Source organism: Streptococcus halitosis (assembly GCF_023147855.1).
Taxonomy (GTDB): Bacteria; Bacillota; Bacilli; order Lactobacillales; family Streptococcaceae; genus Streptococcus; species Streptococcus halitosis_B.
In genome coordinates, this window is the sequence record NZ_JAHXOP010000001.1 from 409,264 (window position 1) to 433,991 (window position 24,728).

Annotated in this window: 23 protein-coding genes; 3 read left to right on the plus strand and 20 right to left on the minus strand. The window is 40.7% G+C overall.

The annotated features are described in order from the left end of the window. Positions 1–9: 9 nt before the first annotated feature. The 3 genes from KZX55_RS02025 to KZX55_RS02035 form a co-directional block, all read right to left on the minus strand. Positions 10–342, minus strand: coding sequence for a putative DNA-binding protein (locus KZX55_RS02025; protein WP_000402068.1), 333 nt, complete (start codon positions 340–342; stop codon positions 10–12). Between the two features lie 141 nt (positions 343–483). Beyond that, entirely contained in the window at positions 484–1,680 is a 1,197-nt protein-coding gene (tuf, locus tag KZX55_RS02030) for an elongation factor Tu (protein WP_001040715.1), read from the minus strand. A 227-nt stretch (positions 1,681–1,907) separates the two neighbouring features. Continuing rightward, entirely contained in the window at positions 1,908–3,017 is a 1,110-nt protein-coding gene (locus tag KZX55_RS02035) for an AI-2E family transporter (protein WP_000489822.1), read from the minus strand. A gap of 103 nt (positions 3,018–3,120) precedes the next feature. On the opposite strand from KZX55_RS02035, the gene pbp3 reads away from it, so the two are divergent. Continuing rightward, on the plus strand, positions 3,121–4,356 hold the full coding sequence (gene pbp3, locus KZX55_RS02040) for a D-alanyl-D-alanine carboxypeptidase PBP3 (protein ID WP_248023359.1): 1,236 nt from the start codon (positions 3,121–3,123) through the stop codon (positions 4,354–4,356). Between the two features lie 34 nt (positions 4,357–4,390). Here pbp3 and sdbB read toward each other — a convergent pair whose 3' ends face one another. The 9 genes from sdbB to KZX55_RS02085 form a co-directional block, all read right to left on the minus strand. After that, positions 4,391–4,936: a TlpA family protein disulfide reductase gene (sdbB, locus tag KZX55_RS02045; RefSeq protein ID WP_248023375.1), complete on the minus strand. Its 546-nt coding sequence runs from the start codon at positions 4,934–4,936 to the stop codon at positions 4,391–4,393. A gap of 11 nt (positions 4,937–4,947) precedes the next feature. Then, on the minus strand, positions 4,948–5,655 hold the full coding sequence (gene ccdA2, locus KZX55_RS02050; protein ID WP_248023388.1) for a cytochrome c biogenesis CcdA family protein: 708 nt from the start codon (positions 5,653–5,655) through the stop codon (positions 4,948–4,950). Positions 5,656–5,782: 127 nt separating this feature from the next. Next, positions 5,783–6,643, minus strand: coding sequence for a methionyl aminopeptidase (locus KZX55_RS02055; RefSeq protein ID WP_000631555.1), 861 nt, complete (start codon positions 6,641–6,643; stop codon positions 5,783–5,785). A 15-nt stretch (positions 6,644–6,658) separates the two neighbouring features. Then, the gene (gene spxR, locus KZX55_RS02060; RefSeq protein WP_084875357.1) at positions 6,659–7,936 is read right to left on the minus strand and encodes a CBS-HotDog domain-containing transcription factor SpxR; all 1,278 of its coding nucleotides are present in this window, start codon (positions 7,934–7,936) and stop codon (positions 6,659–6,661) included. Next, positions 7,929–8,480 (minus strand): GNAT family N-acetyltransferase, encoded by a 552-nt coding sequence (locus KZX55_RS02065; protein ID WP_001028743.1) that lies wholly within the window; start codon positions 8,478–8,480, stop codon positions 7,929–7,931. The genes spxR and KZX55_RS02065 overlap by 8 nt, the downstream gene beginning before the upstream one ends. Before the next feature lie 15 nt (positions 8,481–8,495). Beyond that, the gene (locus KZX55_RS02070) at positions 8,496–9,755 is read right to left on the minus strand and encodes a UDP-N-acetylglucosamine 1-carboxyvinyltransferase (RefSeq protein WP_009730073.1); all 1,260 of its coding nucleotides are present in this window, start codon (positions 9,753–9,755) and stop codon (positions 8,496–8,498) included. Between the two features lie 154 nt (positions 9,756–9,909). Beyond that, complete coding sequence (gene pyk / locus KZX55_RS02075) at positions 9,910–11,415, minus strand: pyruvate kinase (protein WP_007521685.1); 1,506 nt, start codon at positions 11,413–11,415, stop codon at positions 9,910–9,912. 64 nt (positions 11,416–11,479) lie between these two features. Then, the gene (gene pfkA, locus KZX55_RS02080; RefSeq protein ID WP_000820880.1) at positions 11,480–12,487 is read right to left on the minus strand and encodes a 6-phosphofructokinase; all 1,008 of its coding nucleotides are present in this window, start codon (positions 12,485–12,487) and stop codon (positions 11,480–11,482) included. 81 nt (positions 12,488–12,568) lie between these two features. Beyond that, complete coding sequence (locus KZX55_RS02085; RefSeq protein WP_248023391.1) at positions 12,569–15,670, minus strand: DNA polymerase III subunit alpha; 3,102 nt, start codon at positions 15,668–15,670, stop codon at positions 12,569–12,571. A 386-nt stretch (positions 15,671–16,056) separates the two neighbouring features. Here KZX55_RS02085 and KZX55_RS02090 point away from each other — a divergent pair, with 386 nt between their 5' ends. Beyond that, the gene (locus KZX55_RS02090; protein ID WP_248023404.1) at positions 16,057–18,330 is read left to right on the plus strand and encodes a Xaa-Pro dipeptidyl-peptidase; all 2,274 of its coding nucleotides are present in this window, start codon (positions 16,057–16,059) and stop codon (positions 18,328–18,330) included. A gap of 18 nt (positions 18,331–18,348) precedes the next feature. Next, the gene (locus tag KZX55_RS02095; protein ID WP_007519472.1) at positions 18,349–18,819 is read left to right on the plus strand and encodes an arginine repressor; all 471 of its coding nucleotides are present in this window, start codon (positions 18,349–18,351) and stop codon (positions 18,817–18,819) included. 35 nt (positions 18,820–18,854) lie between these two features. On the opposite strand, the gene KZX55_RS02100 is transcribed toward KZX55_RS02095, so the two are convergent. From KZX55_RS02100 to rpoD, 8 genes are all read right to left on the minus strand, one after another. After that, a complete protein-coding gene (locus KZX55_RS02100; RefSeq protein WP_000502578.1) occupies positions 18,855–19,019 on the minus strand; it encodes a hypothetical protein in 165 nt (54 codons plus the stop codon). 9 nt (positions 19,020–19,028) lie between these two features. Beyond that, complete coding sequence (gene obgE, locus KZX55_RS02105; protein WP_033584114.1) at positions 19,029–20,339, minus strand: GTPase ObgE; 1,311 nt, start codon at positions 20,337–20,339, stop codon at positions 19,029–19,031. A 71-nt stretch (positions 20,340–20,410) separates the two neighbouring features. Next, a complete protein-coding gene (locus tag KZX55_RS02110; protein ID WP_000863851.1) occupies positions 20,411–20,545 on the minus strand; it encodes a DUF4044 domain-containing protein in 135 nt (44 codons plus the stop codon). 30 nt (positions 20,546–20,575) lie between these two features. Next, entirely contained in the window at positions 20,576–20,764 is a 189-nt protein-coding gene (locus KZX55_RS02115) for a PspC domain-containing protein (RefSeq protein ID WP_000735791.1), read from the minus strand. 20 nt (positions 20,765–20,784) lie between these two features. After that, positions 20,785–22,110, minus strand: a complete 1,326-nt coding sequence (locus KZX55_RS02120) for a glycosyltransferase family 4 protein (RefSeq protein WP_033584112.1) — start codon at positions 22,108–22,110, stop codon at positions 20,785–20,787. A gap of 8 nt (positions 22,111–22,118) precedes the next feature. Continuing rightward, a complete protein-coding gene (locus KZX55_RS02125) occupies positions 22,119–23,162 on the minus strand; it encodes a glycosyltransferase family 4 protein (protein ID WP_000428259.1) in 1,044 nt (347 codons plus the stop codon). Between the two features lie 112 nt (positions 23,163–23,274). Continuing rightward, on the minus strand, positions 23,275–23,604 hold the full coding sequence (locus tag KZX55_RS02130) for a metal-sulfur cluster assembly factor (RefSeq protein WP_033584109.1): 330 nt from the start codon (positions 23,602–23,604) through the stop codon (positions 23,275–23,277). A gap of 14 nt (positions 23,605–23,618) precedes the next feature. After that, positions 23,619–24,728, minus strand: a complete 1,110-nt coding sequence (gene rpoD / locus KZX55_RS02135; RefSeq protein WP_000201893.1) for an RNA polymerase sigma factor RpoD — start codon at positions 24,726–24,728, stop codon at positions 23,619–23,621.

Below are 24,728 nucleotides of genomic sequence, written 5' to 3' on the forward strand. Positions count from 1 at the left end.
TTCTTCCTCTTATTCTCTATTATCAATGCTTGTTAAAACTTCTATCTGCTCCTGCAGAAAGTCATCCTTAGGATAACGCTCCAAGATCTGGTCAAAAATCTGACTGCGGACAATGTAGTCCGAATACATGTGCAGTTTCATCTCATAATCTTCTAGAATCTTTTCCGTCCGCTTGATATTATCATAAACAGCTTGACGACTGACACCGAACTCTTCAGCAATCTCAGCAAGACTGTAGTCATCAGCATAGTAGAGTTCAATATAGTTCATCTGCTTGTCTGTCAAAAGCGCAGCATAAAATTCAAAAAGCGCATTCATACGATTGGTTTTTTCGATTTCCATAACCTTTATTATACCAAAAAAACGATTATACTGCTAGAGTAGGAGCACTTTAAATAGATCAAGAACAAAAAAAGAACCTTGCAAGGCAAGATTCTTTTAGTGTCTGACTTAAATAATTGTTCTTCTGGGAACTTAATCGAATTAAGCTTCGATTTCTGTAACCATACCTGAACCAACAGTACGTCCACCCTCACGGATAGAGAATGTAGTACCTTGTTCTACGGCGATTGGGTGGATCAACTCAACGTCGATAGTCACGTTATCACCAGGCATTACCATTTCAGTACCTGCTGGAAGTTCGATTGAACCTGTAACGTCAGTAGTACGGAAGTAGAATTGTGGGCGGTAGTTGTTGAAGAATGGAGTGTGACGTCCACCTTCTTCTTTAGTAAGGATGTAGACTTCACCTTTGAATTTAGTGTGTGGGTTGATTGAACCTGGTTTAGCGATAACTTGTCCACGTTCGATTTCGTCACGTTGAATACCACGAAGAAGTACACCTACGTTATCTCCGGCAAGACCTTCATCAAGTTGTTTACGGAACATTTCAACACCAGTAACAACTGCTTTTTTAGTTTCGTCTTTGATACCAACGATTTCGATTTCGTCGTTGACACGAACAGTACCGCGGTCGATACGTCCTGAAGCAACAGTACCACGTCCAGTGATTGAGAATACGTCTTCGACTGGGAGAAGCAATGGTTTATCTGTATCACGTTCTGGTTCTGGGATGTACTCATCAACAGTATCCATCAATTCCATGATGATGTCTTCATATTTAGTATCACCTTCAAGTGCTTTAAGAGCTGAACCTTGGATAACTGGAAGATCGTCGCCTGGGAAGTCGTATTCTGACAAGAGGTCACGGATTTCCATTTCAACCAATTCAAGCAATTCTTCGTCGTCTACCAAGTCAATTTTGTTCATGAAGACGATAAGGTGTTTAACACCAACTTGACGTGAAAGAAGGATGTGTTCACGAGTTTGTGGCATTGGTCCGTCAGTTGAAGCTACTACAAGGATAGCTCCGTCCATTTGAGCGGCACCAGTGATCATGTTTTTAACGTAGTCCGCGTGTCCTGGAGCGTCGATGTGAGCATAGTGACGTTTTGCAGTTTCATACTCAACGTGCGCAGTGTTGATAGTGATACCGCGTTCGCGTTCTTCTGGAGCAGCATCGATAGACGCATAGTCTTTAGGTTGGTTAACTGCTGAAGGCAAGCGACGTGCCAAAACAGTTGTGATAGCTGCAGTCAAAGTAGTTTTACCGTGGTCAACGTGTCCGATAGTACCAATGTTAACGTGTGGTTTACTACGATCGTATTTTTCTTTTGCCATTTGAGTAAAAGCCTCCAATAAAATATATTTTATAGATAGACAGTAGGCAATACAGTCTAACTTTCCTTACTATTTTATCAAATTTCTGCTAAATTGCAAGTGTTTTACACATATTTTATGAATTAATCTGAATCTTACAAAGTGCTGTTCTTCTGCTTCTTTATACAATTCAAGCTTATTTCATTCTAGCGGTATTATGCTCACAAAAAAATCAGGTTCCCCTGATTCTAAATGGATTCTGATTTTTCCAGTTCTTTAGCTTCCTTATGATTTTCATATAATTTCGCCAAGAACTTAGTGATTTCTTTGAGAATAGAGTAGGTTGGCACTGCTACAATCATCCCTATGACGCCGTAGATATTACTTGACAGTAAGAGGAGCACCAAAATCGTAATCGGATGCACTTTCATAACCCCTCCAACGATACGTGGATAGAGAACATTTCCATCGATTTGCTGAATAATAAGCATATAAGCAACCGCAATCAACATACGATGAGGATCCGTGAACACATTGGCAATCACCATTGGAATCAAGCCAATACTTGGACCAACATAAGGAATTAAATTTGCGATTCCAGAGAAAATAGCAAAAACAAGAGCGTACTTTAATCCGATAACGCTATAACCAATATAGGCTAAACATCCGATAATAACAGCATCAATCGCAATTCCACTGATATAGCGCGCTATGGTTGTATTGAGATTGGTTAAAAGGCTAGAAAGATTCAATTTGTCATGTTTTAAGACAGTACGTTCCAACATTGGTAGCAACTTATGACCATCCAACAAGAAATAAATCAAGAATACAGGGGTCATAATGAGAATCAGAACTGTACTAAACAAGGCTGAAAGAACACTTCCTAAACTATTGCTGACGCTATTAAGGATATTCTGGAGGATATCCACATAGGAGAGGTTAAGTTGTTGAATGGTTTGTTGAATATCTATATTTTGGAAGACTGGATTCATGGACAAATCAATGATTAAATCTTGTAGTCTACTATAGATATTTTGACTAGAAATAATCAAGCTAGTCAACTGATTAATCAGAATCGGTAAGAGATAAACAACGCCTACAACGATAGCACCAATTAAAGCACAGAGAGTGACCAAGACACCAATTAGACGATTAATCTTACATCTCTTTTCCAAAAAGGTAACGATTGGATTGGTAATGTAGTAAAAAAATCCACCTAACAAAAATGGAATCATGATGGTATTCACAACTGTCACGAAGGGAGTAATGATGGCTCCCATCTCTCTCCAAAGATAGAAAATCAGTGTTAATAATAAAATTTCAGCTGTCCAAAAAAATAATTTGTTTCTACGGAACATAGGCATCCTCCTCTATTTATTTTATCATATTTCTTCAAAAGATAAGATGGCTTTAGTATAAAATCGAGAATATTTTTTTTCTTTATGATAAAATAAAGCTAATATGAAAAAAATAATTCTATCTTTTATAACACTTTTTGTTTTTGGAATAGTTTCTACTGTTTCTGCTCAGGAGTTTGATGTTGCTGCTAAACATGCCATTGCTGTCGAGGCTACAACTGGAAAGATCCTCTACGAAAAAGATGCAAATCAGCCTGTAGAAATTGCTTCTATTACGAAACTGGTTACAGTTTATTTGGTCTATGAAGCTCTGGAACAAGGAACTATCAGCCTATCTACACCTGTTGATATTTCGGACTATCCTTACAAACTTACAACTAATTCTGAGGCCAGTAACGTCCCTATGGAAGCTCGAAATTATACTGTTGAACAATTATTAGAGGCTACAATGGTATCCAGTGCAAACAGTGCTGCGATTGCGCTAGCAGAAAAAATTGCTGGTTCTGAGAAAGATTTCGTTGATAAAATGAGGGCTAAACTTCTTGAATGGGGAATTCAAGATGCAACTATTGTAAATACAACTGGTTTAAATAATGAGACCCTTGGTGATAATATCTATCCCGGTTCTAAAAAAGATGATGAAAACAAGTTGAGTGCCTACGACGTTGCAATCGTCGCTCGTAATCTCATCCGAGATTATCCTCAAGTTTTGGAAATCACCAAAAAGCCAACTTCTACTTTTGCTGGACTTGAAATCCACTCAACCAACTATATGTTGGAAGGAATGCCAGCCTATCGTGGTGGTGTCGACGGTTTGAAAACAGGTACTACCGACAAAGCCGGTGCTTCTTTCGTTGGAACAACTGTTGAGAAAGGGATGCGTATCATTACGGTTGTTTTAAATGCAGACCAGCAAGATAGCAACCCTTATGCACGTTTTACTGCAACTTCTTCACTTTTAGATTATGTTTCTGCGAACTTTGCTTTAAAAACTGTCGTTCAGAAAGGCGAAACCTATAAAGATAGTAAAGTGACAGTCCTTGATGGGAAAGAAGATAAGGTAGCTGCAATTGCTAAGTCAGATATTGCAATCGTCCAACGGGTTGGAAGTGAAACAACATCAGCTCTTCAATTCACACCAAAATCAGAAATAGCTCCACTGGAAGAAGGCAAGGTTGTCGGTACTCTAACCTATGACGATCAGGATTTGGTCGGTCAAGGTTATCTCACTTCTGAAAAACCTTCTTTTGAAATGGTCGCTGAAAAGAAAGTAGAAAAAGCCTTCTTTTTGAAGGTTTGGTGGAATCAATTTATCCGCTTTATCAATGAGAAACTATAAAAAAATCGCGAACAATCGCGATTTTTTCTTTATTTCATTTCATCTCTTTAAAAGCTGCTTCCGCATCTGCATTGCTAATAGCACCGAACTGAACTTTCCCGATTTTACCTTGACTGTCAATCAAGTATTCCGTTGGGATACTACGAATTTGGTAGGCTTGAAAGGCAGTTGCTTGGGTATCATACAAGACTGGTATATCCTTATACCCTTGCTCTTGAAACCATTTTGGAAAGTCTTGAACTGTTTTTTCACCTTGTAGACCTGGTGCAATGACACTCAAGATTTCAAAGTCTCGATCTTGTTTGGCAGCTAATTCCATCAGCTCAGGCATGCTTTTTTTACATGGTCCACACCAAGAAGCCCAGAATTTCAAATAGACCTTTTTCCCTTTGTAGTCTGATAACTTGACTTCTTTGCCATCCATAGACTGTAAGGTGAAGTCTGGTGCATCTTTACCGACTGCGATTTGTTGTACAGCAGGTTGTTTTGGACTGCTTGTCTGTTTGGTTTCTTTTTCACCACAGGCAATCAACAAGAATAGAGACATGAGGCTCAATCCAGCAAAAATAACTTTTTTCATTTTTTCTCCTTTTATCCAAGAATTCCTGACAAGGCATTTAACTGCCCTAGCATTAATAATAATCCCATCAAAATAATCAAGGCTCCCCCAATTTTCTTTAGTAGGATCATATGGGGTTTTAGTTTACTAAAATAGGGCATGATCCAGCCCGAAGCTAAGGCCAAAACAAGGAAAGGAAGAGCCATCCCCAATGTGTATACTAATGTTAACACGGCTCCTTGCCAAGCACCATTCCCTCCTGAAGCCGCTAGAGCTAAGACCGAACTTAAAACTGGTCCGATACAAGGAGTCCAGCCAAAACTAAAGGTTATCCCAAGTAAAAAGGCTGATAGATAGTGATTTGGCTTTGATTGTTTGAAGGTGACTGTCTTTTGAACTTCCAGTTTATTGAAATGCAAGATTTCCATCTGGTGAAGCCCTAAAAGAATAATGACTGTCCCCATAGCATAACGAAACCAGTCTGCATAGAGCATGTGCCCTAGGAATCCAGCTCCAAATCCTAAAATAAAGAAAATGAGGGAGATTCCTGCAATAAAACACAAGGTCCGAATTAAGCCTGACCAGGCAATGTCTCTTCCAAAAAAGCGGAAACTTTTCGAATTTCCTTGATCATCCAGTAAAATACCAGCATAGACAGGTAGCAAAGGAAAGATGCAGGGTGAAAAGAAGGACAGAATACCTGCTAAAAAAACGGATACTAGAAATATAATCGACTCCAACGAATTACCTACTTTCTCAAAATTCTAATCTTATTTTACTATAAAAGAAAAAAATTGTAAGAAGTCTGCTACGCTTATCTTTTTTATCTCGACTAGATACAAAAAAAGGAGCTAAGCTCCCTTTATTTTAATACGTTCCTTCTTCACCTTGACTAGTCAAGATAACTGGACCGTCTTTGGTAATCACGAACTGGTGTTCATACTGGCAAGACAGTCCACCATCTATAGTTTTATGAGCCCAGCCAGTCTTCATATCTGTATCAATTTCCCAGTCACCAGTATTGATCATGGGTTCAATGGTTAGTACCATTCCTTCACGGAGACGGAGTCCACGACCTGCAATACCGTAGTTAGGAACCATTGGCTCTTCGTGCATTGTTGGACCAACACCATGACCAACCAAATCACGTACAACCCCATAACCGCGACTTTCAGCGTATTCTTGAATGGCTGCACCGATATCACCGATACGATTGCCAACAACCGCTTTCTCAATCCCTATATACATAGCTTCCTTGGTCACGTCCATCAAGTTTTTCACTTCTTCAGACGGTGTACCAACCGCATAAGCCCAACATGAGTCTGCTAAACCACCAGTATAGCTTTGGGTGTATTTTTTCATTTGCTCAACATTGTTGAAGTTAAGTTTAGATACATTGAGGTCGGATTTGGCAATCGGACCACCCAGTACCATGTCAACCTTGAGCAAATCGCCATCTTTCAAGATGTAATGACGTGGAAAAGCGTGAGCTACTTCGTCGTTGAGAGAGCAACAAGTGGCATAGGGGTAATCCATGACTGCACCATCCACACCAATCTGTAAAGGAAGAAAATTCTCCTCTTTGCAACGTCGACGAACATACTCTTCGACTTCCCACATATCTACGCCTGGCTTAATCAAATCACGTAAGCCGATATGGATACTTGCTAGAAAATCACCAGCCTTGTCCATGGCTTCGATTTCACGTGCTGATTTTAAAGTTATCATTTTTTCTCCTAGATTCTAATTAATTTTAACCGTAACATTTGCTTTTGAAACAATCTGATGACCATGATAAATATCATAATCAATAATAGCTGAGCGTCTCGTGTGGTGAATAATACGAGCCTGAATCCGCAGAGTATCATCTATCTGTACAGCCTGCAAGAAATAAATCAACATCTGTTCAATGATGAGATTACGTCCGCTATTGACAACGAGGTCTTGGGTCATATGGTTGAGAATTTCAGCCAAGACTCCATTAGCAAGGACACCATTTTTCTCCAACATGAAGGGCTCAACAGTTATGACGACTTCATCATGATGGTAAGAGAGTTTTTGTCCAATTTGCTCTGAAAAAGTCGGCAAAGCAGAAACCTGAGAACGGCTCATCTTTTCCATGACATCTCGTCGTGTTACAACACCGAGTAGGGTTTGGTTGCTTCTGACTACCGGAACCATCTCAAAGTCTTCTGCGATCATTCGTTGACTGACATTGGCAATATTGGTCGCCAATCCTGTTACGAAGATGCTGCGCGTCATCACCTTGTCAATCGTCGTACTGGGAGACTTGTCTCCTGCGTCACGCATAGTAACAACCCCAACAACCACTTGGTATTGGTTAACGACTGGAAAACGGCTACTTCTGTTCTTACGAACCAAGTCTAGATAGTCTTTGACTGTATCCGTTTCTCTCAAAAAACCATACTCGTGACTGGGACGATAGAGCTTCTCGACCGTCAGAATATCGGTTTTGATTTGAACATTTGAGAGAGCTTTGTTAATCATGGTCGCTACTGTAAAAGTATCATGTTTACTTCTCAGGACTGGAATATTTTTTTTATTGGCCAACTCAAGAACATCATCCTGAACATGAAAACCACCTGTAACGAGGACCGCATTTTCATTTTCCAAGGCTAAAAGTTGAATGCGAGTGCGGTCACCTACGATCACAAGACCACCATCATGGAGATAGGACAGGATATTCTGCTCTGTCATGGCCCCAATGGAAAATTTGCTAAACTCTCTCTCTAGCCCTTCCTGGCCGGCTAAAACTTCAGAGGAGGTGACTTCAGCAATTTCAGCATAGGTTAGCCGTTCAATAGCCACTTTTTTTGGCTTAACTCGTATGGTTCCACTACGTGGTCGAGTTTCAACGATGCCACGATTTTCAGCTTCTTTGATAGCTCGGTAGGCGGTTCCGTCACTAACACCTAGATGATTAGAGATACTGCGAACACTAACTCTTTTCCCAATTGGCAACTCTTCCAGATAGGACAAGATTTCCTGGTGTTTACTCATTGAATTCTCCTTTTATATATCGAAATTCAAGATAGTCCCTCATTTTTCGTGTATAGCGGTCGCTCCCCTTAAACTGTCGGAAGAGACTAAAGCCTGATTTTAAGGCTACTTTTTGACTAGCCTGATTCTCCAGATGAGTGATGATGGATAATTGTTTTAAACCAAATTCTTCAAAGGAAAGCTGACAAAGCTTGGTAACTACTTCTGTCATATAACCTTGTGACCAAGAATCCTTTTTTAAGAAATAACCAATTTCTGCTTCTTTTTTGATTTCATCAATCTTTTCAAATTTAATGGAGCCAATCATTTCCTGATTTCCTTGGAGACAAATAGCCCAAACACCTAGAGGAGCCTTCATAAAATAGTTGGCAAGCGCGTATTGACTTTCTTCTAAACTTGCTTGACTGGGAAAAATAAACTGCAAATTTTCAGGATTGGAAGCAATCTCGAAAAACGCTTGACTGTCACTAAAAAAGAAAGGACGCAAATACAAGCGCTCCGTTTCAAAAAAAGAAAACATTGCTAATTTGGTCCAAATATTCATAATCACCTCAACGGTTTAGTCTTCAACGAGTGTAATATCCGCTCCAAGACTACGCAGTTTTTCAATAATATCTGAGTAGCCACGAAGGATAAACTCAATATTCGTAATTTCAGTTTTACCTTCAGCCATCAAACCAGCAATAACAAGCGCTGCACCAGCTCGCAAGTCTGTAGCTTTTACGCTTGCCCCGTGCAATCTACGACCACCGTTGTAGATAATATGATCATTCGTAGTCGTAATATCCGCATCCATTTTTGCTAATTCAAAAACATGGTTAACACGTTTTTCATAGATCGTATCAATAATGGTTCCACGACCTTGAGCAGTCAGCAATAGCGGAGTTATAGGCTGTTGCAAATCGGTTGCAAATCCAGGATAAGGAGCTGTTTTGATATTGATGGCCTTCAAATCAGACTGTTCTTCAACGAAGATGCTGTCTTCTGAGACCGTCATATGAACGCCCATTTCCTCTAGTTTGGCGATAAAGCCTTCTAAGTGTTCATAGAGAACGTTGTTAATGCGAATTCCTTTTCCTACCGCTGCAGCAAGTGAAATATAGGTTCCAGCTTCGATACGGTCTGGAATGACTTGGTGACGCGTTCCATGAAGTTTCTCAACACCATCAATAATGATAATATCAGTCCCCGCACCACGAATGTGGGCCCCCATATTGTTCAAAAGGGTAGCGACATCGATAATTTCCGGTTCACGAGCCGCATTTTCAATGACAGTGCGTCCCTTAGCTTTAACCGCAGCAATCATGGTGTTAATCGTTGCTCCAACGCTGACGGTATCCATGTAAATACTTGCTCCGTGAAGTCCCTTACCTTGGGCAGATAAATTCATATTATCTCCCTCATAGCTGACCTTAGCACCCATGGCTTCAAAGGCTTTTAAGTGAAGGTCAATCGGACGAGGCCCCAGATCACATCCACCAGGAAGTCCAACTGTAGCTTCACCAAAGCGACCTAAAAGACTTCCGTAGAAATAATAAGAAGCACGCAAGCTATTAATCTTACCATAAGGCATAGGAATGTTTTGAACGCCTCTTGGATCAATCTCCAAGACATCGTCATAACGCTTAACAGTTGCCCCCATAATCTCCATGATTTCGACAAGACTAGCAACGTCTGAAATGTCTGGAACACAATCTAAAGTGACAATATCATCTGATAAGATAATAGCTGGAATAAGTGCTACAACACTATTTTTAGCACCACTAATGGTGATCTCACCTTGCAATGGACGTCCACCATTGATGACAATTTTTCTCATGTTTTACTCTTTCAAAATTTACTAAAAAGGTCTTTTCGTTCTATTATACCACAATTTTCATTTTTTTCCCATTCCTATTGATTAAACATTCCATTTCGATAAAAAAACCTATCATTCAAGCTGAACAGCTTGAATGATAGGTTTTAATGTTAGATTAGCGTACTGTACGGATGCGCATTGTGTTTGTACGAACAGCTTCTCCAACTGGTACACCTGCAACGATAACGATATCGTCACCAGATTGTACAAGACCTGCTTCAACTGCTTTACGTTCAGCAATTTCGAACATATCGTCAGTTGATGATGGAGCATCTGTCAACATTGGGATAACACCCCAGTTCAACATCAATCCACGTTCTGTCAATTCGTCAAATGTCAATGCCAAGATATCAGCATTTGGACGGTATTTAGAAATCAAACGTGCTGTGTGACCAGTCTTAGTAAGAGTTACAACCAATTTGATGTCCATTGAGTTTGTAGCATCTTTAACTGCTGAAGCCATAACTTCTGTCTTAGAGTTACGTTCGAAAGTATCTGAGTTCAAACGTCCGTATTCGTTAAGAAGAGTTTGTGCGTTCTTGTCAATTGTAGCCATTGTTGTTACTGACTCAAGTGGGTATTTACCGTTTGCAGACTCACCTGAAAGCATTGTAGCGTCAGTTCCGTCGATAACAGCGTTAAATACGTCTGATACTTCTGAACGAGTTGCACGTGGTTTTTCAGTCATTGTTTCAAGCATGTTTGTTGCTGTGATAACAACTTTACCTGCTGCGTTCACTTTAGTGATGATCATTTTTTGGTAAACTGGAACCATTTCGAATGGTACTTCGATACCCATGTCACCACGAGCGATCATGATACCGTCAGCAGCTTCAATGATTTCATCCAAGTTGTCGATACCTTGTTGGTTTTCGATTTTAGCGAACAATTGAACGTGGCCGTTACCAGTTTCTTCACAGATTGCACGAACTTCGTTAACGTCTTTTGCAGTACGGACGAATGAAATCGCAATGAAGTTAATACCTTGTTCAAGACCAAAGCGGATATCATCGTTATCACGTTCAGCAAGAGCTGGGAAAGGAATTTTAGTGTTAGGGATGTTTACACCTTTTTGTTTAGCGATCACACCGTCATTTTCAACTTCAACTACAAATTCACGAGTTGCATCGTCTTTTTCTACAACGCGAAGACCAAGTTTACCATCGTCAACCAATACTTGGCGACCAACTTCAACGTCATCATAGATGTCAAGAGCACCAGCAACGTTCAAAGCAATCACTTCACGAGTTGATTTGATTCCTTGTTTAGTTGCAACACGGATTTTTTCACCAGTTTTGTATGAGTACTCTTTAGCTTCACCTTCGAACAACTCAGTACGGATTTCTGGTCCTTTAGTATCAAGAAGGAAACCAACTTTCTTACCTGCAAGTTTTTCTGCAAGTTTAACAGTTGCCATACGTTCACCTTGTTCTTGGTGGTCACCGTGTGAGAAGTTGAAACGGAAAGTGTTAGCTCCCGCTTCAATCAATTTAGCAATGTTTTTTGCTGAAGCTTCAACGTCAAGTTTTTCACCCCAGTATCCGTCATCACCGAATTTCTTTCCACCACGGATTTCAACCGCAGGACCCAAAGTTGCAACGATTTTTACACGTTTATTCATGATTTGTGACTCCTTTATATAATTTGACCTTTTATGGTCATTTTACCAGATTAGTTAAAGTTGATTATGACAAGCTCTTGTTCAAGCTAGCAAGTCCAAGGTCAGCTTTGTGAGGGTTGTTAACAACGATTTTGCCATCAGCTGTTAGGCTGAACAAGGCTCCTTCTTCTGCTGTTCCAAGAATTGGATTCTCAACCATTTTTTCGTTACGGATACCAACAGCGACACCACCGATTCCTTGTTTGAGAAGTTTAACAGCGTGTGCTCCCATACGTGACGCTAATACACGGTCACGAGCGGTTGGTGAACCACCACGTTGGATATGTCCAAGCTCAGTCACACGAAGGTCACTAGTATCTCCTGCTTCCTTGAGTTTCTTACCGAATTCATCGGCTGACATAACCCCCTCGGCCAAAACGATGATGTTGTGTTTTTTACCACATTCATAACCAGCTTTGATACTAGCTACGATATCTTCCATCTTGAAGCCTTCTTCAGGGATAATGATTTCATCAGCACCAGTTGCAATACCTGCCCAAAGTGCGATATCACCAGCATTACGTCCCATTACTTCAACAACGAAAGTACGACGGTGACTTGATGATGTATCACGAATCTTATCGATTGCATCCATTGCAGTCGTAACTGCAGTATCAAATCCGATTGTGAAGTCAGTACCTACGATATCGTTATCGATTGTACCTGGAAGCCCAATAGCAGGGAATCCATGCTCAGTCAAGCGCATAGCTCCGTGATAAGAACCATCACCACCGATAACAACGACACCTTCGATACCGTGTTTTTTCAACTGCTCAATCCCTTTAAGTTGACCTTCAAGTTGTGCAAACTCAGGGTAACGAGCAGAGTGAAGGAAAGTACCACCACGGGAAATGATGTCTCCTACTGAAGCAGCATCAAGTGGATAAATTTCGCCGGCAACCATACCTGCATACCCATCATAGATACCAAAAACTTCCATTCCTTCTGAGATTGCTTGGCGAACTACCGCACGGATGGCAGCATTCATACCAGGGGCGTCTCCACCACTGGTCAAAACAGCAATACGTTTCATTTGGTTTTTGCTCCTTTTCCTTTTAACATTCTTACTGATTATACCACATTTAAATCGAAAATTCTTCTATTTTTCGTATTTTTAGCGATAAATCGTTTTCATGGTAATTTCCTTTAATTTCTCCTGTAAAGCAGGCTCTTTTTTTACAAAATGCCGTGTAGAAACAACCGTTTTTTGCTCCTCTTCATACCTGATAATGACAGGAATTGGGCCTTTGTATTGTTCTAGGATATGTGAAATCTCTTTATCGTATTCATGATTTTTAACTTGAATCCAGAATCGTTCCGCCACTGCTTCTTTCAAATCTTGTGCAATCATTTGCAGACGACCATCTCGAGATTGAACCTTCCCATTGATATAGTAAAATTTCCCTTCGGAGAGGATAGAGGAGAATTTTCTATATTGGTCTGAAAATACAGTCACATCCATCCGAGACTTACTATCATGAACCTGTAGAAAGGCCATGTTCTCGCCCTTCTTGGTTCGAATCACTTTTAGTTTTTGCAATTCAACTAGGAGAGTAGCTTGAGCTCCCTCAGTAAGATTAGCAATTGACACCGTCGGATAAATGGCTTGTTTGGCAAGAGTTTGGAGAGGATGGGCACTGATACCTACTCCAATCAGTTCCTGCTCCTTGTAAAATTTCTCCGCCTCCGTAAAATCATCAGCTTCAGTCCAACTATAGTTTGTATCCGCAAAGAGTCCACCTAACTCCTCAACAAAAACAAATAAGTTTGGTAGGTTCACTAAGATTTTCTGGCGATTCTTGTCAAATTCATCAAAAAGCCCTAGTTCAACCAAAGGAGTCAAAAGCGACAGTTTCTTGTAATTCTTGGGAAGACGTGTGACGAAATCTTCCACACCTGAAAAAGGACGATTTTCGATGATCCAGTAAGAAAAATCTCTTGGCATGCCCTTAATGGCTTTTAGACCAAGATATATTTTCTTCTGAGTAATTTTATTGTGATAGGGAATGCTATTGATTGCTAACGGGGCTACTTCAAAGCCCATCTGCAATGCATCCACAATGTAATCGCTACTGGAATAATTCAACATGACTTGGAAGAAAATAGCAGGATAGTGTGTCTTGAAATAAGCAAGCTGGAAAGCCAGCGCTGAGTAGGCATAGGCGTGGGATCTGTTAAATCCATAGCCTGCAAACTTTTCCATCACTGCAAAGACTTGGTTAGCTTTTTCTTCTGAATGCCCCAATTTCATAGCTCCCGTGATAAAATCTTCCTTCATCAAATGCATCTCTTTAGCATTTTTCTTACCCATGGCTCGTCTGAGAATGTCAGCTTTACCAAGACTGAAACCTCCAAAGCGTTGAGCAACCTGCATGACCTGCTCTTGATAGAGCATGATACCATAAGTTGATGAAAGGATGTCTTCCAAGGCAGGGTCTAACACTGACACCTTTTCTTGGCCGTGCTTACGAGCGACAAAATTATCAATATAATCACTAGCACCTGGTCTGTTGAGGGAGGTCGTGGCTACTACCTCTTCAAAGACTTGTGGCTGAACTCGTTTCAAGAGTCGAATGGCGCCAGGTTGTTCAAATTGGAAAATCCCCTTGGTATTTCCAGCAGCAAAAAGGGCAAGAGTTTCCTTGTCTTCCAAATCAATCTCTTCGATTTTCAGATGAATACCTTCTGACTCAGCCAGTAATTCCTGCATTTTTTGGACAAAAGTTAAGTTACGCAGACCTAGGAAATCCATTTTTAAAAGGCCATTAGCTTCAACTGCATGTGCATCATATTGAGTGATCAGCATATCCTCACCGTATTTAAGTGGAATATAGTCTGTCAGGTCTTGGTCACTCATAACAACTCCTGCCGCATGGATAGAGGTCTGACGAGGATAACCTTCAATCTTTCGAGCAATCTCAAAAGCTTTTTGGTATTCAATCTTGCTATTGATAATCTGCCTAAACTGCAAATTCTTTTCATAGGCTGTCGTTAGCGTATCTCGGAAACTGATTTTTTTCGTAATATTGGTTAATTCATACTCAGGAACACCATAACGTTTGAAAACATCACGAATTGCTTGTTTTGCCCCAAAGGTCGAATAAGTGACAATTTGCGCCACATGCTGACTACCATAGCGATCACGAACATAGCGAATAAACTCCGGCCTATAAAGGTCAGGGATGTCGATATCGATATCAGGCATGGTGTAACGCTCACGATTTAAAAAGCGTTCGAAAATCAAGTTCTTTTCAACTGGGTCAATTCCTGTAATATCCAGTGAGTAAGCTACTAGACTACCAACCGCAGAACCACGCCCCATTCCCATGTAATATCCTTGGGAACGTCCAAAACGGAGCAAATCCCAAACTACAAGAAAATAGTCGTCAAAGCCCATATCATGAATCACAGCTAATTCTTCATTTAGTCGCTCACGATAGATAGCTGAGGTTAGCCCCTTGTCACTCAAGCCTTGCTCAGCCCTCTCTCGAAGTTCTTCTACTGCTGGTCTTTCAGGATTAAAGCGAGGGAGTTTTAAACTTGGGTCGAGTTGGTAACTAACATTCTCTATCAAATCTTGGAGATTAGCAAGTGCCTGAGGGAAGTGATTTTTAAACCGTGCTTCCAAGTCTGAGGCAGGTAGAAAGATTCCTTGTTGTGAATGCACATCCACTTCTCTTAGGCTGACATTATCCTTGATTGCCGATAAGATTTGTAAAACTTGAATATCTTCTTTTTCAAAAGAATTGACTTGATAGAGTGGAAGAATGGGCCTAGTAAAGACTTCTTGAGGAGTATCTGGACTAACACCGATATAATAGTCATAGCCTAAATCTAACTGTTCGATCCCCTCAAAATAGGGAACAATAATGGCCACATCCTCGAGGTGGGGGGTGAAGTCAGACCAATTTTTCCGTCCAGTCATTTTTAAAGTGGATAACTTCATCAACTCTTGATAACCTTTAGTGGATAGGGCTAGAAAACGAAGAGAAATATTGTCCTCATCTTTGACCAAGGTCATTTCTAGACCAATTAAAGGTTGAATACCATGCTTACGAGTTGCTTCTAGAAAATGATAGGCTCCATAGAGATTATCCACATCCATGATAGCAAGGTGAGAATAACCGTATTCTTTAGCCATTTGTACGTATTTTTCAATCGAAACCACACTTTCCATAAAACTATAAACAGTCTTGGTGTCGAGCTGTGCAATCATTCCATCTCCTCCTTGCTTTAGATATAATACTATTATACCATTTTAAGTTGGATATTGAAGCAACTCGGATGCTTTCTTTTCAACATCAGCATTTACAACCTCTCCGTCTTTCTTCCCTTTAATTTTTAATATTATAAGATGGATTTGAATATCATTTTAGACATTTTTATACTAAGTAAAGTATAATAAAGCCGGACTCTATATGCAATTTCACATATAAAAAATTCTAAGAAAGGGCTTTTTATTATAGTATTTATTCATCATTTTATAATAACTTACTAAATAGGTATTCCGCTTCACGAAATTTCTTGCATCAAAGTTTATTTATTCCATTTTTCCTTATTTTTTGATATAATAAATTCAGTCTGTTTTCAAAGGAGAGAACCATGCGTTTTAATCAATTTAGCTATCTTCCGACCACTAGTTCTCAACAATTAGATGAACTAGCAAGTCTTGGTCTGGAATTGTCACCTCAACTGCCCTTAAAAAAGCAATTTGAAGATTTCATCCGTTGGAGTTTTTTCACTTATTCTAACACTGATTATGCCCTATCCACTTTGGCCGCGGATAACGAAACAGATCTATTAACTTTTTTCCAATCAGAGCGTGATTTAACTGTTGATGTTTTCTACACGGTAGTTTTTCAACTTTTAGGGTTTAACTATTTTGTTGACTTTGAGGACGCCGAACAATTCCGTAAAGAAACTGGATTTCCTATTGTTTATGGAGATCTCATCGAAAATCTTTATCAGTTACTCAATACGCGAACTAAAAAAGGAAATACGCTCATCGACCAACTTGTTAGTGACGGACTCATTTCAGAAGACAATCACTACCACTACTTTAACGGTAAGAGCTTGGCAACCTTCTCTACTCATGATGTCATTCGTGAAGTCGTGTATGTCGAGAGCCGTGTGGATACCGATAAAGACGGTCTCCCTGACTTAGTCAAGGTCAGCATTATTCGCCCGTGTTATGATGGACAAATTCCTTCAGTTATGACTGCCAGCCCTTATCACCAAGGGACCAACGGCAAAGCTAGCGATAAAGCTCTCTACAAAATGGAAGGGGAGTTTGAGGTCAAACCTGCCCACACCATTCAGCTTGAGGAGCCCAAGCTGAATTTAGTCGAGCCTATCGGCCAAGCTGAACTCGTCTCTGAAGCTAAAGAAAAGTTAGCTCATATCAATAGCTCATACACTCTCAACGACTACTTCCTCCCACGAGGATTTGCCAATCTCTATGTATCGGGTGTTGGAACTAAAGATTCTCAAGGTCTCATGACCAATGGGGACTACCAGCAAATTGAAGCATATAAAAACGTGATTGACTGGCTTAATGGTCGTTGCCGTGCTTTCACAGACCACACGCGCAAACGTCAAGTCAAGGCTGATTGGTCAAACGGCAAAGTTGCAACAACAGGAATTTCCTATCTAGGCACCATGTCCAATGGTCTCGCCACCACTGGTGTTGATGGCTTAGAGGTCATTATCGCTGAAGCAGGTATTTCCTCTTGGTACAACTACTATCGGGAAAATGGTTTGGTGACTAGCCCAGGTGGTTATCCAGGTGAGGATTTTGACTCACTTGCTGAATTGACCTACTCCCGTAATCTCCTAGCTGGTGATTATATTCGTGGTAATGGAGTTCATCAGGCAGACTTAGAGAAGGTAAAAGAACAATTAGATCGCAAGACTGGTGACTACAATCAGTTTTGGCATGACCGCAACTATCTACTCAATGCTCACAAGGTTCAAGCTGAGGTCGTCTTTACGCATGGTTCTCAGGATTGGAATGTCAAACCTCTTCATGTTTACCAGATGTTTCATGCTCTTCCAACTCATATCAACAAGCACCTCTTTTTCCATCATGGTGCCCATGTCTATATGAACAACTGGCAGTCAATTGACTTCCGCGAGTCCATGAATGCCTTGTTAAGTAAAAAATTGTTAGGACTTGACTCAAACTATCAACTTCCTACTGTCATCTGGCAGGACAATACTACACCGCAAACTTGGCAGAGACTTGATGACTTTGGCAAACAGGACGAACTGCATACCTTCTCTCTTGGAGTTGAAGAAAAGGTAATTCAAAACCAGTATGATCAAAAAGATTTTGAACGTTATGGAAAGACTTACCAGACCTTCAACACTGAACTTTACCAGGGAAAAGCCAATCAAATCACCATTGACCTTCCAGTAAGTCAAGACATTCACTTAAATGGTCGAGTGGAGCTGAAACTTCGTGTCAAATCAAGTACGAATAAGGGATTATTGTCTGCTCAACTTCTCCAACTAGGACAACAGAAGTACCTTCAACCCTATCCAGCGGTTCAATCAGTCCGAACCATTGACAATGGTCGTTACCACATGTTAGAAAATCTCTGTGAACTGCCATTCAACCCAAGTGCCCAACGTGTCATCACCAAAGGCTACCTCAATCTTCAAAACCGAGATGATCTCTTGACAATCGAAGAAATTCAACCAAATGAATGGATGGACTTCAAGCTAGAACTTCAACCAACTATTTACAAACTTAAAGAAGGAGATATTCTCCGCTTAGTGCTCTACACAACAGACTTTGAGATTACAATTCGAGATAATACAGACTATCGCTTGACTGTTGATTTAGCACAGTCTACTATCACTATTCCCTCATAAAAGGAGCTATTAACACTTATGAACAAATCTGAACACAGACACCAACTTATTCGTGCCCTCGTTTCAAAAAATAAAATCCATACCCAAGCGGAATTGCAAGCCTTGTTAGCCGAAAACGATATCCAAGTTACACAGGCAACCTTATCACGCGATATCAAAACCATGAACCTTTCAAAAGTACGAGAAGAAGATAATTCTTACTACGTGTTAAATACAGGCTCTATCTCCAAGTGGGAAAAACGTCTTGAAAATTATATGGAAGATGCTCTTGTTATGTTGCGTCCTGTCCAACACCAAGTTATTTTGAAAACTTTACCCGGTTTAGCCCAATCATTTGGATCTGTAATTGATTCCTTGGACTTTCCAGATGTCATTGCAACGCTTTGTGGAGATGATGTCTGCATGATTATCTGTGAAGATGCTACAAAAGCGCAAGCTTGTTTTGAAAGCCTTAAAAAATACGCACCACCATTTTTCTTTGGCGAATAACACAAATCCCGTGATCAAAAGATCACGGGAATTTTTTATTTCTTGGACTGTGTTTCTTCTTTCTTTGTGCGTGCCAATCGAAGAGCACGTTTAGGGTTGAGACGATTAAACAATTCTTCTAGTTTCTTTTCATTCCATACATCTGCTGCAGAAACAAAATTTCCATCTGCATCTCGGAATGATATCGGTTTATCTCCCATATCAATCTCCTAGTCTACAAATTCAAACTCAAATTTACCGATGCGAACCAAGTCGCCATCTTTAGCTCCACGCGCACGAAGGGCTTCGTCAACCCCCATACCACGAAGCTGGCGGGCAAATTTCATAACTGATTCGTCACGGTCAAAGTTGGTCATGTTAAAGAGTTTCATGAGTTTTTCACCAGAAAGTACCCATGTCGCATCATCATCACGACTAATCTCAAAGGCCTTTTCTTCCTCGTCAAAGCCGTAGTAAGCCTCTTCTTCCATATCGGATTCATCATAAATCGGAAATTCTGGAGTCTTGTCCAACAATTCAGCTGTCGCATCTAAAAGAGTTGCCAAACCTTGCTTGGTCAATCCAGAAATAGGGAAGATAGCTGGAAGTTCCTCAAACTCGTCGTAGTTTGCTGCCAACTTTTCCTTGAAAGTTTTAAGATTTTCCTGACTTTCAGGCATATCCATCTTGTTGGCTACGATGATCTGCGGACGTTCCATGAGACGAAGGTTGTAGGATTCCAATTCCTTATTGATAGCAAGGTAATCCTCATAAGGATCACGACCTTCGCTAGCAGACATATCGATGACATGGAGGATAACTCGTGTACGTTCGATATGACGGAGAAACTGGGTTCCAAGACCAACCCCTTGACTGGCCCCTTCAATCAAACCTGGAAGGTCTGCTACTGCAAAAGATTCACCTGACTGTGTACGAACCATACCCAAATTAGGGACAATCGTCGTAAAGTGGTAAGCACCGATTTTAGGTTTAGCTGAAGTGATGACACTAAGCAAAGTTGACTTTCCAACAGATGGGAAACCGACCAAGCCGACATCTGCTAAGATTTTCAATTCCAGTTGCAACTCACGTTCTTGCCCCGGTTCTCCATTCTCAGAGATTTCAGGTGCAGGATTTTTGGGAGTGGCAAAACGGATATTTCCACGACCACCTCGACCGCCATGAGCCACGATAAATTCCTGACCATGTGCAATCAAGTCGGTAATGACTTTTCCTGTTTCCGCATCACGTACAGTAGTCCCCTGTGGTACGCGAACACGAAGATCTTCTGCACCACGTCCATGCATTCCTTTGGTCATCCCTTTTTCACCGGAATCAGCCTTGAAATGACGGTTATAGCGGAAATCCATCAAGGTACGTAAGCCTTCGTCTACCACGAAAACAACGTTACCTCCACGTCCACCATCACCACCCCACGGACCGCCATTAGGGACATATTTTTCACGACGAAAGGCAACCATGCCATCGCCACCATTACCAGCCTTGACCTTGATCTTGGCTGTATCTAAAAACATACTCATATTTTCTTCTCACTTTAAAAAGGCTGGGGAGAACCCAGTCATTAGTTATTGTTTCTATTCTCGCAGCTTGCTTAGAATCTGCTAAAAGCTCCAAGCGCAGTTGCAAAGATACCAGCAAGGGTTACAAACAACATGATGAGCACGACAACAAGTGTCACTTTCTCAAACAATGTTTTTTTACGTTTTCCATTATCTCCAAAAGCCATAACTTCTCCTTTTCACTTTATAATTCTAAATTAATAGTCTGTTGAAACCGGTGCAACCACCCATAAAATGATGTAAGCAAGGATTCCTGCTCCATAACAAAATGCAAGAACACCCCAAACAACACGAACAATTGTTGGGTCAATATCAAAATAATGGGCAACTCCTGCACAGACTCCACCAATTATTTGGTTTTTTCCACTTCGCATTAATTTTTTCATAATATTTTCCTCTTATTCTATTATTTGAATTCATCTTTCCAATAATCTCTGATTCTGGATAATTGCTTCCGAGAAGCCCGCAAAATACGCTTAGACTCTTTTACTGGACTTGTAACAGCCTGTTGGGGTAGATATAAAATCGTTTTTAAAAAGCGCTGACTGACAGGTTTTCCATCATGCAATTCATGTTCAAAGTTATTTGAGATAATGGCATCAAGGTAAAACTCATGTACTCGTTTTCCAAAGTTCTCAGCCGAAATTTCGTACAACTTATCCGCCAACTTTTGTTCAGACATATCAGGAGTAGCAATCAAGGCTTCAAGGATAGCTCCTGCAAGCTCTCGTTCTCCATAGTAGAGGGTACCAAACATTTTATCACTGATCAGGTTATCAAGATAGGGGTTGCCATGAGCGATAACAGGCGTTCCACTGGCTAGACTTTCTAGATAGGTTAAGCCCTGAGTTTCACTCGTTGAGGCAGAGATGAAGAAATCTGCAGCCTTATAGTATAAGGCTGTCTCGCTTGGAGCAATCATACCTGTAAAAATCACATGTTTTTGCAGGTTTAATTTCACTGCTTGCTCTTTCAGACTGTCCAGATAAGGACCGTCTCCAGCAACGACCAGCTTCACTTTATCTTCTTCTTTTAATACTTCAGCAAAAGCATCTAGGACTGCTTGGATATTCTTCTCATAAGAAATACGCGAAAGGCTCAGTAGCATTTTCTCGTCTTCCTGAATACCTAACTTCGAACGAAGTTCTTGCAAGTTTTCCTCTTTAATCTCAGGTCGTTCAAACTTAGCTAGCTCAATTCCGGTTGGAATGACACGTTTTTCAACCTTCACTTTGTATTTAGATAAAAGGTCCCGAACAATCTCGCTAGGACAGATTACTCCGTCTACATCACGAAGGAAACCACGTACCAGATATTTTACCATACTTGGACGAATCAACATCCCCTTAGCAATATAATGCACATAGTCTTCGTACTGGGTATGGTAGGTATGGATAACAGGAATTCTCAATTCTCGTGCGATCCAAATCCCTAATAATCCAAGTGAAAATTCTGTCTGGGTATGAATGATATCGAGTTGATACTGCTTGGCGATTTCAAGTGCCTTTGTAAAACCTCGATAGGCAAATCGTCGATCTTTAAATGCAAAGAAAGGGACACTTGGAATTCGAATAATTTGCCAATCCTCGTAGCGGTTCACATCTTTATCTGTTGTTGTAAAGATAAAAACTGCATGGCCTTGCTTCTCAAGCTCTGTCTTCAAGGTTCGAATACTGGTCGCAACCCCGGAAACCTGAGGAAAATAGGTGTCTGTAAATAAACCAATTCGCATAGATTACCTCACTTTTTACCTAGAGCAGCCTGTTCCCGATAAAATTTTAACCAAATTCCCAGTAAACGCTCTTCTGAATACTGCTTGGATATCCTTTTAGCTTTTTCTTTCAATTCTTTCAACGCTTCAGGGTTTTCTTTATATTCTAGGATTGCTTCTCTCATCTCAGAGACATCACTTGTAGCACGATAATCTCCCTCAAGAATGACCTTATACAGGTCCAAATCCCTTAACATAATAGGAGCCTCGCAACTAGCTGCCTCTAAGATGGTCATAGGGAATAGTTCATTATAGCTAGGTAGTAAGAACAAATCAGCTAAAGCATACAGTTCCCGCATCCTCTCCGGTGACACAATACCTGGGAAAATTAGATTTTTAGGTGGATTGTCCATAATCTTCTTATAGCGTTCATAACCATCTGTTATTCCACCAAATGAAAAACCACCAGCCCAGATAAAGGTAATTTCTGGCAATTCTTCAGCAAGACGGATAAAATCATCTATCCCTTTTCGTTTCTGAACCTGGCCCGCACCAACCACGACAAACTGATCTTTTGCGAGATCCATTTCTTCACGAAGTTGTGCAACTTGTTCAGCTGGTAATGGATGCCATTTTTCTTTGTTTACAAAATTGGGAATATAAGTTATTTTTTCTCGTGGAATACCCGCAGCAACTAGATCCTCGATAAACATGGGATTGACCACCACCAAGTGTTCCATCCGATTGTAAAAGGAAAAAACATAGCGTTTGACAATTCCTTTTAGGAAAAATGGAATTTTCAAACTCCCTTCGAGTGTCTCAGGCAAGAAATGCACATAGCCAACTTTTCTCCCAGAGCGTTTCTTTTGAAATGTGGATAAATAATAAGGGAAATCAATGGTGTGAAAGTGGGTTACGTCTGCCTCTACAGGAAGATTCTCCGTAACAATTAACTGATCTTTGGCATCACGGTGAAGGAGACTAACCAATTCTCTATAAGCTCCTGATACTCCTTGACCAGCCACTTTTTCACTTGAACTTAGCATATTAATACGCAATTTTTTGTTTTCCATATTACTCATTATACCATTTTATTTCAAGAAAATCAGTAAAAGAAAGAAGAGACCAGAGGAAAATGGAGGAGCCCCTCTCTTTTCCAATCGTCTCTCGTAATTTTCCAATCGATTACTTAATTCCTAGGGCGATACGCGCATAGCGACTCATTTTTTCAACCGTCCAGGCTGGATACCAGACCAATTTGACTTCGATATTGGTTACCTCAGGCACCTCTGTCATCGCATCGTGTATCTGATCTGTTAAGAGGTCAGCCAGTGGGCAACCCATAGTTGTCAAGGTCATATCAATTTCCGTGTGACCTGTTTCACCATCAAAACGAATCTCGTAAATCAAACCTAGGTTGACAATATCAATTCCCAACTCAGGGTCGATGACCTCTTCCAAGGCATTTAAAATGCGTGTTTTGATCGTTTCAATTTGCTCTTCTGTATAAGTCATGTTATTCCTCACTCTTAGTCTTCAATAAAATCACGAAGTGGTTTGCTGCGACTTGGTTGACGCAATTTTCTCAAAGCCTTGGCTTCAATCTGACGAATACGCTCACGAGTCACGTTAAAGACTTTACCAACATCTTCAAGAGTACGCATTTTCCCATCATCTAGTCCGAAACGCAAGCGCAAGACGTTTTCTTCACGGTCTGTAAGAGTATCCAAGACTTCATCCAACTGCTCACGCAAAACGATACGAGTTGTGTAGTCTACTGGATTTTCAATCACTTCGTCTTCGATAAAGTCCCCAAGATGGCTATCGTCCTCTTCACCAATCGGTGTTTCAAGTGATACTGGTTCTTGAGCGATTTTCAAGATTTCACGGACCTTGTCAGGTGTCATATCCATACGCTCAGCGATTTGTTCAGGAGTTGGATCTTGCCCCAATTCTTGAAGGAGATTCCGCTGTTCACGGACAAGCTTGTTAATGGTTTCAACCATGTGGACAGGGATACGAATGGTACGAGCCTGGTCAGCGATGGCACGAGTGATTGCCTGACGAATCCACCAAGTTGCGTAAGTTGAAAACTTAAATCCTTTTGAATAGTCAAACTTGTCAACAGCCTTCATCAAGCCCATGTTTCCTTCTTGGATCAAGTCAAGAAACTGCATGCCACGCCCTACGTAGCGCTTAGCGATAGAAACCACCAAACGAAGGTTGGCTTCGGCAAGACGTTGTTTGGCCTCGATATCACCAGCCTCAACAGCTAGGGCCAATTCTTTTTCCTCTTCGTTGGTCAAGAGAGGAACGACCCCGATTTCCTTCAAATACATACGGACTGGGTCATTAACCTTGGCAGAAGTTGAGCCAATCAAGTCCTCATCACTGAGTTCTGGTTCTTCTTCTGTACTAAGAACACGCGCACTTGGATTTCCTTCATTATCTGTGATAGAAATTCCAGCATCCTGAATCCGTTGCAAAAGGTCTTCAATGCCGTCTGCATCCAAAGTAAAAGGAATAACCAGACTTGAATTGATTTCGTCGTCTGTTGCTGTTCCTGTTTTTTTGTGGTTACGGATAAAGTCTGCTACTTGCACATCAAATGTGGTTACTTCTTTTTGTTTTGTTGCCAT